Origin of the sequence: Microbacterium sp. zg-Y1090 (assembly GCF_030246945.1) — a bacterium.
Taxonomy (GTDB): Bacteria; Actinomycetota; Actinomycetes; order Actinomycetales; family Microbacteriaceae; genus Microbacterium; species Microbacterium wangruii.
The window spans coordinates 1088637-1101398 of record NZ_CP126742.1 but is presented as its reverse complement, the minus strand read 5'-3'; the positions used below and the strand labels follow the sequence as shown (position 1 = coordinate 1101398).

Below are 12762 nucleotides of genomic sequence, written 5' to 3'. Positions count from 1 at the left end.
TCAGTGTTGATTCCACCATCGCTCCAGTCCTTCGCTCACGCGATCGACGTCATCTGGCGTGCCGAAGAGTTCCAGCCGATACAGGTGCGGCACGTTGCACTTGCGGCTGATGATGTCACCGGCGAGGCAGTACGCCTCGCCGAAGTTGGTATTGCCTGCGGAGATCACTCCGCGCAGGAGCCGACGGTTGCCCTCGTCGTTGAGGAACCGGATCACCTGCTTGGGAACAGCGCCCTTCTCCTCGCCCCGCCCTTGCCCGCCGCCGTAGGTCGGCGTGACCAGGACGAAGGGCTCGGACACCTCGATCGGCTCATCCGAGGGGAGGAGGGGGATGCGCACAGCCCGCATCCCGAGTTTGTCGATGAAGCGGGCGGTGTTGCCCGAGACGCTGGAGAAATAGACCAGCAGAGGTGCGTGCGTCGCCGTGAGCACATCATCTCCCCTCAGGTTGCCGCCGTCCGCCCGCCGATCGGGCGCCGCGCCGGAGCGCCGCGCCACGGTCTGGTTTCAGGCCAGGCGCGAGGCGAGCTCGTCGATCTTGTCGGGACGGAAGCCCGACCAGTGGTCCTCGTCGGTGACGACGACCGGCGCCTGCAGGTAGCCGAGCGACTTCACGTGCTCGAGCGCTGCGGCGTCTTCGGAGACGTCCAGGACTTCGTATTCGATGCCCTTCGAGTCCAGTGCGCGGTAGGTCGCGTTGCACTGCACGCAGGAGGGCTTCGTGTAAACCGTGATCGCCATGTCGACGTGTCCCCTTCAAGTCTTTTCGCTGTGTTCTCCGGCTTCGGGGCCGGGGAGTCCAATACTACATATGGGTGCCGACGTTCAGAAGCACCACAAGGGATAGTAGTTACATCCGTGTAGTTTTCCACCGCCCTCCCCATGTACAACACAGGTTGTCCACCGTTTCATCCACAGGATGCCGACGGGTTTCGGGCCCCGCGAAGCGCTGAATCACGCGGGTGCGGAGCCGCCCGGCCGGATCCATCCACAGGTACGACGCTAGGGACCCCCTCCGACATCGGGATTCCTGGGTAACCGTCGGTACGGCGTGTCGCGGCGTGTCCGGGTAGCGTGGACGAACGTGGCGGGATATCGGGACCTTCTGCGCAGTCCAGGCGTGGGGCGCATCATGGCGGCGCAGCTGACGGCACGCTTCCCGAACGGGATGACGAGCCTGGCGATCCTGCTGCACATCGAGCACGTCACCGGCTCCTATGGGGCCGCGGGCCTCGTGCTGGCCGCGACCTCCGTGGGCCAGGCGGTCGCGGGTCCGGTCACGAGCCGCTGGATGGGCCGCTGGGGCATGCGCAAGGTGCTGACCCTCACCACGATCATCTGCGCCGTGATGCTCACCACGCTCGCGTTCGTGCAGACCGTCGTGCCCGTCTACATGCTCCTCGCGCTCATCGCGGGTCTCTCCACGCCGCCCGTGCAGCCGGCGGTGCGCACGATCTACCCCAAGATGGTCACGTCTCGGCAGCTGACCCCGCTGTTCTCGCTGGACGCGTCGCTGCAGGAGATCATCTGGATCATCGCCCCGGTGCTGATCACCTTCATCGCCACGCAGGCGGGCACCGTCCCCGCCCTGGTGTGCATCGTGGTCATCCTGCTGCTGGGCTGCGCGTGGTTCATCCTCTCCCCCGAGGTCGGCCGCGTGCGCATCCCCCGCAGTCGCCGCAGGCTGGGCAAGGTGCTCACGCGCCCCGCCGTGGTGCTCGCCACCGCCACGGGCTTCCTCCTCATCGGCGCGGCCGCCGCGGTCGAGGCCGGCGTCGTGGCCACGTTCGACCACGGCGGACTCGAAGCAGGTCTCGTGCTGGCGGTGTTCTCGATCGGCAGCCTCGCCGGCGGGCTCGGCTTCGGACACATCCCCATCGGCCGCTGGGCCATGGCGCGGCGGTTCGCCATCGTCGCTGCGGGACTGTGCCTGGCGATGATCTCCCTCGACGTCTGGTGGATGGGCGGGTCCCTCCTCATCGCCGGCGCCGGCGTGGCCCCGGCTCTGGCGGTGATGTTCGCCATGACCACGGCGAGCGTGAAGTTCAGCGACACCGCAGAGGCGTTCGGCTGGGTCGGCACCGGTCAGCTGATCGGCTCGGCCGCGGGATCCGCGACCGCCGGCTTCCTCATCGACGGCGTCGGGCCGCAGGGCGCGTTCGTCGCCGGTGCCGCGTTCGCCGTGGCCGGGGTGCTCGTCTCGGTCGCCTTCGTGCGCGGCTTCCCCGACCTGCGGGGACGCGACGCGAGCCCCATCCCCGACACCGAGCCGGTGCCGACGATCACGTGAGCGCTCGGGCTCAGGCGATCCGCGCCAGCAGGAACAGCACCGCCTGGGCGTAGGCGTCGGCCGGGGCCGGATGGTCGAAGCCGTGCCGCTCGGCATCCACCTCGATCTCCACGCGGTACGTGTCGGGCAGGCGCGTCAGACTGCGGAACGTGCCGCGCAGCATCTCACGCAGCTGCGCCTCCGAGGGCAGCCACAGCGCGTCGGCGATCGCGACCGAGTCCAGAGCCCACTCCGTGGTGCCGTTGAAGGCCAGCAGCGTCCCCGTGGGATAGCTGCGCGCCTCGATGGTCATCTCGCTGACGGTGAAGACGTCGGCCTCGAACTCCGGTTCGTCCAGCTGGAAGCGGTCGCCGGAGCGCGGATGCCAGCGCAGGCCGGCGGCGCGCAGCTCGCGGGCGAGGTCGGTGGAGATCACCTGCCTATCTTCCCCCGGTTCTGCGCACCGGGCGCGGTGCCGACGGCCGCCTTTAGGCTGGGGGCATGCCCGCCCCCGTCGCCCTCCCCCGGTACGCGTGGGGCGATCCCGCGTCGCCCCGGCACGCGCTGCTCATCCACGGCCTCGGCTCCAACGGACCGCTCATGTGGCGCTTCGGCACGGCGCTGGCGGATGCCGGCTGGCACGCCACCGCCGTCGACCTGCGCGGCCACGGCGCGGCGCCACGCGCGCTGGACTGCACGATCGCCGCGTACGCCGCCGACGTCGCCGCGACGACTCCCGCCACCGACGATGCCCCGCCGGCGGCGTGGGACCTCGTCATCGGTCACTCGCTGGGCGGCGCCGCGGCCACCGTCGCCGCCGCCGCGACCCCCGGCTGGACGCGCCGCCTGGTGCTCATCGACCCGGGGATCTACCTCGCCGAGGGCGATCGGGCGATCGTGCGCGACAGCCAGGAACGTTCGTTCGCCGACCCGACCGAGGCGGCCGTGCGCGCCGAGCACCCCGACTGGCATCCGCTCGACATCGAGCTGAAGGCATTGTCGGTGCGGCAGGCGAGCCGCTGGACGGTGGAGCAGACCAGCGAGCAGAACGCGGTGTGGGACGTCCGTGCCGACGCGGCGCGGCTCCAGGTGCCCACCCACGTCATCGCGAGCGACCCTGCGGTGTACTCGATCTTCACCGGCGAGGTCGTCGACGACGTGGTCGCCAATCCGCACGTGACGATGTCGGTGGTCGCCGGCGCGGGCCACTCGCCGCACCGCGACCGCCCCGACGAGACTCTGCGACTGCTGTGGGAGGCCCTGCGATGACCGATTTCGACCCCGCGAGCGTGCTCGACGACGCGCTGCTGGAGCGCATCCGGGCACGGGCCGCCGCGCACGACCGCCACAACACCTTCCCCGACGACGACCTCGCCGACCTGAGGGCCGCCGGCTACCTCGCTGTGCTCGCTCCCGCCGAGATCGGCGGCGGCGGGTTGCAGCTGGCCGAGGTGTCGCTGCTGCAGCAGCGCCTGGCCACCGCCGCGCCGGCCACCGCGCTGGCGGTCAACATGCACCTGGTGTGGACGGGCGTGGCGAAGGTGCTGCGTGACCGCGGCATCCGCGACCTCGATCATGTGCTCGAGGGCGCGGTCGCCGGCGAGGTGTACGCGTTCGGCATCAGCGAAGCCGGCAACGACCTGGTGCTCTTCGGCAGCGACACCGTCGCCGAACCGCTGCCCGACGGCGGGTACGCCTTCACCGGCACGAAGATCTTCACGTCGCTCGCGCCGGTGTGGACGCAGCTGGGCCTGCACGGCCTCGACACCTCCTCCCCCGACGCCCCACGCCTGGTCTACGCGTTCGTCCCCCGCGCCGAAGAGGCCGCAGGGCGCGTGGTGACCCGCGACGACTGGGACACGGTGGGCATGCGCGGCACGCAGTCCCGCACCACCGAGCTGCACGGCGCCGTCGCGCCCGCCGACCGCATCGGGCGACGCCTGGCGCCGGGGCCGAGCCCCGACCCGCTCGTCTTCGCGATCTTCAGCGTGTTCGAGCTGCTGCTGGCGTCGGTGTACACCGGCATCGCCCGCCGCGCGATCGACGTCGCCGTCGACACGGCCGGCCGTCGGCGCTCGAAGAAGACCGGACGGGCCTACAGCCAGGACCCCGACATCCGCCGGCGGGTGGCCGAGATGGGCATCGCCTACGACGCCCTGCCGCCCCAGCTGCACGTGCTCTGCACCGACGTCGATCGGCAGGCCGACCACGGCGCGCGCTGGTTCTCACTGCTCAGCGGCGTCAAGCACCGGGCGGTCACCATGGCGAAGGAGGTCGTCGACCAGGCGGTGCTGGTGGGCGGTGGCTCTTCCTACTTCGCCGGCGCCGAGCTCGGACGCCTGTATCGCGACGTGCTGGCCGGCCTCTTCCATCCCTCCGACCCGGAATCCGCCCACGCCACGGCGGCCACGGCGTGGCTGGGACCGGCCGAGGGCTGAACCCGCATGCGAGGATGACGACATGTCCCGCACCCCCACGGCGCTGCTGAGCGTCGCCGACCAGGAGCGCCGTCGCGCGCTGCGGCTGATGAAGAGCGTCGCCCTCGGCGCGCTGGTGTTCATGGCGGTCGTCTTCGCGATCTCGTTTCCGCTGCAGGACGAGGTCCCGTGGCTGGCGTACGTGCGCGCCGCCGCCGAAGGCGGGATGGTGGGCGCCCTCGCCGATTGGTTCGCCGTCAGCGCGCTCTTCCGGCATCCGCTGGGCATCCCGATCCCGCACACGGCGATCATCCCGCACCGCAAGGACGAGATCGGGCGCACCCTCGGGGAGTTCGTCGAGACCAACTTCCTCTCCGCCGACGTCGTGCGCACCAAGCTCGAGTCGATGAGCGTGTCGCAGCGTCTCGGCGAGTGGCTCGCCCAGCCCGCGCACGCCGAGCGCGTGGCGACGGAGGGCTCGGCCATGGCGGCGGGCGTGCTGCGGGCGCTCAGCGACAGCGACGTGCAGGACCTCATCGCCGACATCGCCCGCGAGCACCTGATCGAGCCGGATTGGGGTCCGTCGGTCGGCGGGTGGCTCGAGCGCATGGTGGATGCCGGCGCGCACCACGGCGCCGTCGACCTTGCCGCCGACTCCCTCGGCACCTGGCTCGCCACCAACCGCGACTCCTTCGACGGCCTCGTCTCGCGCCGGCTGCCGTCGTGGGTGCCGTCGCTCGCGCACCGTCTCATCGACGACACCCTCTACAAGGAGGCGGTGGCCTTCGTGCGCGCGGTGCAGGACGATCCTGAGCACCCGGCCCGGCACGCCATCGACCGCTATCTGGGGCGCCTCGCCGACAGCCTGCAGCACGACCCCGCCACCATCGGCCGCTTCGAGGACGCCAAGTCGGGCGTCTTCGAGTCGACGCGCGTGCGGGAGCTGGCCGCCGAGGCGTGGGACAGCACCAAGAACGGCCTGCTGCGCTCGCTCTCCGAACCCGACAGCGAGCTGCGCCGCCGTTTCGCCGAGGCCCTCGCCGATGCCGGCCTGCGCCTGTCGACGGATGCCGATCTTCAGAACCGCGTGGACGGGTGGGTCACCGGGGCCGCGGTGTTCCTCGTCGACCGCTACCGGCACGACATCGCGTCGATCATCACCGAGACGGTCGAGCGCTGGGATCCCGCCGAGACCACGGAGAAGATCGAACTGATGGTCGGCCGCGACCTGCAGTACATCCGGCTGAACGGCACCATCGTCGGGTCCCTCGCGGGTCTGGTGATCTACACCCTCGCGCACGCCCTGACCGGCTGACTACCCTGATCGCATGGGCGACCCCGGTGAGCTGCTGTTCAGCTATGGCACGCTCGACGTGCTCGACCTGCAACGCGACACCTTCGGCCGCGTGCTGCACGGTGAGCCGGACATGCTGCCGGGCTATGCGACCGAGGTGGCCGAGCGACTCGACCCCGAGATCGTGGAGCGGCTCGGTCCCATCCCGCAGCGGCTGCTGCGGATGACCGGCGACCCGCGCGACAAGGTGACCGGACAGGTGCTGCACCTGAGCGACCTCGAACTGGAGGCGGCCGACGAGCTCGTCTCCCCGCTGTTCCACCGCCTGGCGGTGACCCTCGCCAGCGGTCGGCTCGCGTGGGTGTACCTGGCGGCGCAGCCGTGATCCGCCTCGCGCTGGTGCGCCACGCCAAGAGCGACTGGGGTGACCCCGGCCTGCCCGATCACGATCGGCCGCTGAATCCCCGCGGTCTGCGCGACGCGCCCGTCATGGCGGCGCGGTTGGCCGACAGCGGTTTCGCCCCGGATCTGATCGTCGCCTCCACCGCGCTGCGCGCGCGCACCACGGCAGAGATCTTCGCCGATCGCTTCGGCCTCGCCCCGCTCCTGCGCGACGAGCTGTACGGCGCCGGGGCCGACGAGCTGCTGCGCACCGCGGCGACGCAGGGCGTGGCATCCGTCCTCCTCGTCGCCCACGACCCGGGCATGAGCGCGCTGGCCGGCCGCCTGGCGCCGGAGATCGCGCACATGCCCACCTGTGCCGTGGCGACCTTCACGTGGGATCAGGACGACTGGGACGTCGCCTCTGCGCTGGACCCCGACGCGTGGACCTTCGACTCACCTCGGTGAGCCCTGCGGGTGCCGCTCAGACCACCGCGGTACGCACCACCAGCTCCGGGAGGATGAGTCTCCCGCCGGGGGTCGCACCGGAGACGAGGTGGTCGAGCACGGCCTCCGCGACCAGCTCCGGCCGCGTGCCGGCCGCAGGCCTGGTCGGCGGCCGCGGCGATCGTGTGCCTGCAGATCGAAGCAGGGGCGTGAGGCCGGGCGGTCAGTCGACCCGCGCGACCCTGCCGCCGGTCAGAGCGACCAGCTGGTCGAAGGTGAGGGGGAAGACGGTGTGCGGGGTGCCGGCGGCCGCCCAGATCTCGGGATAGGTCGACAGCGCCTCGTCCACGACCGTGGGAAGCGGTGCCGGGTGGCCGGTGGGGGCGACGCCGCCGATCGCCTGGCCGGTGGCATCGCGCACCTGCTGCGCCGTCGCACGTTCGATGCTCTGCCGTCCCAGCCGTTCGGCGAGCGCGGTCGTGTCGACGCGGTGGGCGCCGCTGGTCATCACCAGCAGAGGTTCGCCGTCGGACCAGAACACGAGACTGTTCGCGATCGCGCCGACCTCGACTCCGAGTGCGGCGGCGGCCTGCGCGGCGGTGGCGGCGGAGTCGGGAAGCACGACGATCTCGCCGGGTATTCCCGCGGCGCGGAGCGCGTCGTGCACGAGCCTGCTGCGAGGAGGGAGGTGCGCTGTCACAGCCCTAGCCTAGAGTCGGCCCATGGCTGATCTGTTCGACGTCGACAATCCGGCCCACGCGATGGCGCGCACGCGTCTGGGCACCGATCTCATCGCCTGGCTGGTGACGACCTCCCGTGAGGGACGGCCGCATCCGGCCCCCGTGTGGTTCTTGTGGCATGACGGGGTGATCACGATCCTCAGCGAACCCGACACCCTCAAGGTGCGACACCTGGAGCGCGGGTCGCAGGCCGTGCTGCACCTCGACTCCGGCGGGGCGTTCGGCGATGACATCGTCGTGCTGCACGGCGACGTGCGCCTCGAGCCGAACGGCGCCTCGGCGTGGCTGCAGCAGCACCGGGAGCCGTACGAGGAGAAGTATCGCGCGGCGATCGCGGCGTACGGCATGCCGCTGGACCAGTTCGGGCAGACCTTCACCACGCGGGTGGAGTTCACACCGACGCGGGTGGTCGCCTGGGGCAAGTGATCGCCGCCGCCCCTCGTCCCCCCGGGCGCGGTGGGGCACAATGGGGGGCGGGATGCCGCAACGCCGCGGTTCCCGGAGTGCAGCCCACGAGGCCCGCCGGAAGAGGAACGCCATGAGCACCACCCTGCCCCTGCCCGATGTCACCCACGAGCGGGTGGAGGTGATCACGGGGCGGCGCAGTGGCCTGTTCCTCGCGGTCGCCCTGCACTCGTCCGTTCTCGGCCCCGCCCTCGGCGGTGCCCGGCTGTGGACCTACCCGCACTGGAGCGACGCCCTCGGCGACGCGCTGCGGCTGTCCGCCGCGATGACGCTGAAGAACGCCGCAGCCGGCCTCGACGCCGGCGGGGGCAAGGCCGTGATCGGCCTGCGACCCGGCACCGTGCTCGCGCCCGACCAGCGGCGCGCGGCCTTCCTCGACCTCGGCGACGCGGTGGAGTCGCTCGACGGCGGCTACCGCACCGCCGAAGACGTCGGCTCGACGACCGCCGACATGCTCATCGTCTCGGAGCGCACCGAGCACGTCGTCGGACTGCCCGACGCCGTCGGCGGATCAGGCGAGCCGGCCGGCCCCACGAGTCTCGGCGTCTACGAGTCGCTGCGGGCCACGCTCGAGCGGGTCACCGGCTCCCCCGACGTCGCGGGCCGCCGCATCACCGTCTCGGGCCTCGGCCAGGTCGGCAGCCGACTGGCGGTGCGTCTGTCCGCCGAGGGCGCCCGCCTCACGGTCACCGACGTCAATCCTGCCAAGCGCCACCTCGCTGCCGAGCTGGGCGCTGCCTGGGTCGAGCCCGGCACCGAGCACCGCGTCCCTGCCGACGTCTTCGTGCCTGCCGGCATCGGCGGTCTGCTCACCGACGACGTCATCGACGCGCTCGACGCCGCGGCCGTCTGCGGCCCCGCCAACAACCCGCTCGCCGCGCACGAGGGTGCTGAGCGGCTCGCCGCGCGCGGCATCCTGTACACCCCGGACTTCGTCGTGAACGCGGGCGGCGTCATCTACCTCGACATGGCGGCGAAGCACACCGGCAGCCGGGCGGAGATCTTCGAGCGGGTCTCGCAGATCGGCGACACGCTGCGGCACATCTTCGAGGATGCCGACGCCCGCGGCGTCACGCCGCTGGCCGCCGCCGAGGATCTCGCCGCCCAGCGCCTGGCCGCGGGTCGGCGCGAGGCCGCACTGACCTGAAGGCGCAGGGGTCGCTCCTCGGCGTCGTCGGTCGGCACGAGCCGGCACTGAGCTGAGGACGCGGGGTCTTCCTCGGCGTCGCCGCTCGTGCCAGGGTGTGCCCCATGAGCTCATCGGATCCGAGCGGCGGCGGCGCTCAGAGCGGCGGCGCTCAGAGCGGCGGCAGCGCTCTCGCCTCGCGGCTGAACCGGCTGCGTGCGGGCGTGCTCGGGGCGAACGACGGCATCGTGTCGGTCGCGGCCGTCGTCGTCGGCGTCGCCGGTGCGAACGCCCAGTCGTCGCACGTCATCACCGCGGGCGCGGCGGCCCTCATCGGCGGGGCCATCTCGATGGCCGTCGGCGAGTACGTCTCGGTGAGCAGTCAGAGCGACACCGAGCGGGCGCTGATCGAACGCGAGAAGCGGGAGCTGCGCGATACCCCCGACGACGAGCTGGACCAGCTCACCGCCGTCTACCGCGACCGTGGCCTGTCGGAGCCGACGGCCAGGCAGGTCGCCCGCGAGCTCACCGAGCACGATGCCCTCGGCTCACATCTCGAGGCGGAGTTCGCGATCAGCCGCGAGGGGGTCGTGAGCCCGTGGGCGGCGGCGTTCACCTCGGGCATCGCGTTCGTGGTGGGGTCGATCCTGCCGATGGCGGCGATCCTGCTGCCGCCGGCCGCGTGGCGGGTGCCGGTGACCTTCGTCACCGTGCTGATCGCCCTGGCGATCACCGGTGCCGTCGCCGCCCGCATCAGTGGGGCGCCGGCGCTGCGGGCGATGACCCGCACGGTGCTGGGCGGTGCGCTGGCGCTCGGCGCCACGTGGGCGGTAGGCCTGCTGTTGGACACCACCGGCGTCGTCTAGCGCCGATCACGGGCACCGCTGCGCGTGCCGCGGGCCAGCGCCGACCCGCTCCGCGCCGCGTGCACAACGTCGCGGTTCCGCGTCGCCACCCCCGGCTCCGGGCCGATATCCGTTCACACGCACGCGGTTCCGCGACGTTGCGCACGCCTGCCCCGCGGAGCCGCGCGGTCCGGCCGTGTCGCCGCGCGGCCGTGCGCCACCCGCCACCCGCCACCCAGCCGGAGTCGCAGTCCCCACCGCACCGGCACCGTTCGAGTGCGTGCACAACGTCGCCGATGTCTCCCGGAACCACCGGTTGAGGGCGCGATACCGTCGGGAACTCACGAATCAGCGACGTTGTGCGCGCCGGCCGCGCAGCAGACGCAGCGCGTCCGCACGCGCGCGGTCCCGGCGCCCGGATCGGCAGCGCGCGTCAGCGCGGCAGCAGCACCGTCGCGGGCGTCTCGAGCCGAGCCGCGCGCACCTCGGTGCGGGTCGGCACGCGCCCGTGCCCGATGAGCACGTGGGCCTCGGGGTGCGGGGGCAGGATCTCCACCGCGATGCGCTGCGCGCCGCGCCGCTCGTGCGGGCCGATCCGCCACGGCTCGCCACGGTAGATCGCATCGGACAGCAGCCGCTCGCCCAGCCAGGCACGCGCGACGTCGCCCTCCCACTCGATGACCAGCGTGCCGTCGGGGTCGTCGGGGAGGTCCAGGGCCACCTGCGCGGCACCGCTCCAGTCGGTCGGGATCGAGGCGCGCCCGTTCGGGGCCGCGTGCCGCTCGGGCGGTGTGCCGGCCGCGCGCACCGTCGTGACGGTCGCCTCGCTCACGGCGGGGGCACCCTCGCCGGCCTTCTCCCACCCGGTCGCGCCGAGGCGCAGCACGTCGCCGGCGGCGAACAGTTCGACCCGGTCGTCGGCCACGACACCGTCGGCGAGCACGGGCACGCCGCCGCTCAGCCCGAAACGCAATCCGTCGGCCTCCGAAAGCACCAGCACGCGGGCGCCGATGCCGCCGTCGCGCACGAGTTCGAAGAGCGCGCCGGGTCCGTCGAACGCCACCTCGCGCGTGTCGGCGTCCGTCTGCCAGCGCACCGGGATGCCGGCCGTCTCGCTCAGGACGAGCAGCGGCGCGTCCCGCCAGATCACCTCGGTGAGCGGCTGTCCGGTCGCCCAGTCGAGCACGACGCCGCCGACGCGCACGCCGAACGGCCACAGGAAGGCGCTGTCCGACGGGATGTGCACGGGCGGGAAGGTCACGTCGCCGGCATCCGTCGTCACGGTGAACGCGACGTCGTCGTGCGCGGGCAGGGTGACCCCCGGCTGGTGGTTGATGACGAACACGAAGCCTGCGGTCCCGTCGGAGCGCACCGACCAGCGCAGGCCCGCGGTGTCGGGCACGGCGGGCGCGTCGTCGGGGAAGCTCGCGGGCATGTCGGCCAGTTGCGCACCCCACCGGTGCAGCAGCAGGTGCTGGCGGCGCAGGCGGCGCCAGCTCTCGCGTGGCATCCCGTCGACGGTCAGCGGGGCGCCGAAGTCGTACGAGATGTCGGTGAAGTCGTTCGGCTCGCCGGTGGCGTGGGCCTCCTGCAGCCCGGCGCGCGGGTTGCGGCCGTCGGAGAACATGTAATAGCCCTGCCAGACGCTGCCCGAGGCGAGCTTGGCGAGGGTGAGCGCGTCGATGTCGTCGGCGGTCACGATCGGGCGCCGGTGATAGGCGGCCACCATGCCCGCGCCGATCTCGCACGTCGCGAACGGCAGGTCGTAGTCGCGCGCCTCGCCGGGCTCGCCGGTGCGGTGGTCGGCGCCGATGCCGTCGTCGTCGCGGCGTGCCGATGGGTAGAAATTGCTCTCGCTGCGCAGGTCCCGCACATCGGAGGCTTCGATCCAGAACGAGTCGGAATAGCCGCCGAACACCGGCAGCACGTCGTCGGGCAGGTCGGCGGCGCCCCAGCCCGTGGCGACCCAGAGCGGCGCGGCGAACCCGACCCGCTCGGCGATGGTGCGGAGGGTACTCAGGTGCTGCGGCTGGTCGTACAGCTCGTTGTCGACCTGCACGGCGAACAGGGGGATGCCGCGCACCTGCTCCTCGATGAGGGTGTACCACCGCTCAACCTCGGCGAGGTAGGCCGGGTCGTCGGTGCGCACCGCCATGCCGGACTCGGCGATCCAGTCGGGCAGGCCGCCGTGGCGGGTCTCGGCGTGGGCGTAGGGGCCGATGCGCAGCACGATCTCGAGGCCGTGGCTGCGCGCGGCGCGGAGGAACGCGCCGAGGTCGAGGCCGTCGTCGAACGACACCTCGCCGCGGGTGGGCTCGTGGTGGTTCCACAGCACGTACGAGGCGACGTGGGTGATGCCTGCGGCGCGCACGCGGCGCAGCGTGTCGTCCCACTGCGCGCGGGGCAGGCGGGAGAAGTGCACCTCGCCGGTCAGCGGGAAGACCGGCTCGCCGTCGACCGCGACCCAGCGACGGGTGACGGTGACGTTGCCGGAGCCGAGATCGGTGATCTCAGCGGGAGCGGGGGCGCAGACGCGGATGTGAGTCATGTCGGGTACGACGACCTTTCTGGAGCATCTTCCAGTGTCCCCGGCCTCGTGCCCTCCACCAAAACGCCGCGCCCGACCGCTTGCGCATGCCGCGGCGGAAAGCGGAAGCCCCGAGATCGCTGTGATCTCGGGGCTTCTTCGGTGGACCTGAGGGGATTCGAACCCCTGACCTCTTCATTGCGAACGAAGCGCGCTACCAACTGCGCCACAGGCCCATGAACCTCAGCAAC

Annotated in this window: 14 protein-coding genes and 1 tRNA gene; 9 read left to right on the top strand and 6 right to left on the bottom strand. The window is 72.1% G+C overall.

The genetic code is table 11. The features are described from left to right. Together nrdI and nrdH are read right to left on the bottom strand one after the other, a co-directional pair. A complete protein-coding gene (nrdI, locus tag QNO26_RS05190; protein WP_257525835.1) occupies nucleotides 1-432 on the bottom strand; it encodes a class Ib ribonucleoside-diphosphate reductase assembly flavoprotein NrdI in 432 nt (143 codons plus the stop codon). 75 nt (nucleotides 433-507) lie between these two features. Next, nucleotides 508-741, bottom strand: coding sequence for a glutaredoxin-like protein NrdH (gene nrdH, locus QNO26_RS05185; RefSeq protein ID WP_257525618.1), 234 nt, complete (start codon nucleotides 739-741; stop codon nucleotides 508-510). A gap of 343 nt (nucleotides 742-1084) precedes the next feature. On the opposite strand from nrdH, the gene QNO26_RS05180 reads away from it, so the two are divergent. After that, nucleotides 1085-2290, top strand: coding sequence for an MFS transporter (locus tag QNO26_RS05180; RefSeq protein ID WP_257525619.1), 1206 nt, complete (start codon nucleotides 1085-1087; stop codon nucleotides 2288-2290). Between the two features lie 10 nt (nucleotides 2291-2300). On the opposite strand, the gene QNO26_RS05175 is transcribed toward QNO26_RS05180, so the two are convergent. Then, a complete protein-coding gene (locus tag QNO26_RS05175; protein WP_257525620.1) occupies nucleotides 2301-2705 on the bottom strand; it encodes a pilus assembly protein CpaE in 405 nt (134 codons plus the stop codon). 65 nt (nucleotides 2706-2770) lie between these two features. Here QNO26_RS05175 and QNO26_RS05170 point away from each other — a divergent pair, with 65 nt between their 5' ends. The 5 genes from QNO26_RS05170 to QNO26_RS05150 are packed head-to-tail and all read left to right on the top strand — an operon-like array spanning nucleotide 2771 to nucleotide 6829. Further along, nucleotides 2771-3538 (top strand): alpha/beta fold hydrolase, encoded by a 768-nt coding sequence (locus tag QNO26_RS05170; RefSeq protein ID WP_257525621.1) that lies wholly within the window; start codon nucleotides 2771-2773, stop codon nucleotides 3536-3538. Further along, complete coding sequence (locus tag QNO26_RS05165; RefSeq protein WP_257525622.1) at nucleotides 3535-4707, top strand: acyl-CoA dehydrogenase family protein; 1173 nt, start codon at nucleotides 3535-3537, stop codon at nucleotides 4705-4707. Before QNO26_RS05170 ends, QNO26_RS05165 begins: the two co-directional genes overlap by 4 nt. A 22-nt stretch (nucleotides 4708-4729) precedes the next feature. Then, complete coding sequence (locus tag QNO26_RS05160; protein WP_257525623.1) at nucleotides 4730-6001, top strand: DUF445 domain-containing protein; 1272 nt, start codon at nucleotides 4730-4732, stop codon at nucleotides 5999-6001. A 13-nt stretch (nucleotides 6002-6014) separates the two neighbouring features. Next, nucleotides 6015-6365 (top strand): gamma-glutamylcyclotransferase, encoded by a 351-nt coding sequence (locus QNO26_RS05155; RefSeq protein ID WP_257525630.1) that lies wholly within the window; start codon nucleotides 6015-6017, stop codon nucleotides 6363-6365. Next, nucleotides 6362-6829: a SixA phosphatase family protein gene (locus QNO26_RS05150; protein WP_257525631.1), complete on the top strand. Its 468-nt coding sequence runs from the start codon at nucleotides 6362-6364 to the stop codon at nucleotides 6827-6829. The genes QNO26_RS05155 and QNO26_RS05150 overlap by 4 nt, the downstream gene beginning before the upstream one ends. A gap of 202 nt (nucleotides 6830-7031) precedes the next feature. Here QNO26_RS05150 and QNO26_RS05145 read toward each other — a convergent pair whose 3' ends face one another. Further along, nucleotides 7032-7508: a YbaK/EbsC family protein gene (locus tag QNO26_RS05145; protein ID WP_257525632.1), complete on the bottom strand. Its 477-nt coding sequence runs from the start codon at nucleotides 7506-7508 to the stop codon at nucleotides 7032-7034. Nucleotides 7509-7530: 22 nt separating this feature from the next. Here QNO26_RS05145 and QNO26_RS05140 point away from each other — a divergent pair, with 22 nt between their 5' ends. The 3 genes from QNO26_RS05140 (at nucleotide 7531) to QNO26_RS05130 (ending at nucleotide 10005) form a co-directional block, all read left to right on the top strand. Further along, nucleotides 7531-7974, top strand: a complete 444-nt coding sequence (locus tag QNO26_RS05140; protein WP_257525633.1) for a pyridoxamine 5'-phosphate oxidase family protein — start codon at nucleotides 7531-7533, stop codon at nucleotides 7972-7974. 112 nt (nucleotides 7975-8086) lie between these two features. Further along, nucleotides 8087-9160: a Glu/Leu/Phe/Val dehydrogenase family protein gene (locus QNO26_RS05135; RefSeq protein WP_257525635.1), complete on the top strand. Its 1074-nt coding sequence runs from the start codon at nucleotides 8087-8089 to the stop codon at nucleotides 9158-9160. Nucleotides 9161-9264: 104 nt separating this feature from the next. Continuing rightward, nucleotides 9265-10005, top strand: coding sequence for a VIT1/CCC1 transporter family protein (locus QNO26_RS05130; protein ID WP_257525636.1), 741 nt, complete (start codon nucleotides 9265-9267; stop codon nucleotides 10003-10005). A gap of 412 nt (nucleotides 10006-10417) precedes the next feature. Here QNO26_RS05130 and QNO26_RS05125 read toward each other — a convergent pair whose 3' ends face one another. Both QNO26_RS05125 and QNO26_RS05120 read right to left on the bottom strand, forming a co-directional pair. Continuing rightward, nucleotides 10418-12532 (bottom strand): beta-galactosidase, encoded by a 2115-nt coding sequence (locus QNO26_RS05125; RefSeq protein WP_257525637.1) that lies wholly within the window; start codon nucleotides 12530-12532, stop codon nucleotides 10418-10420. Between the two features lie 142 nt (nucleotides 12533-12674). After that, a tRNA-Ala gene (locus QNO26_RS05120) sits at nucleotides 12675-12747 on the bottom strand. Between the last annotated feature and the right edge of the window lie 15 nt (nucleotides 12748-12762).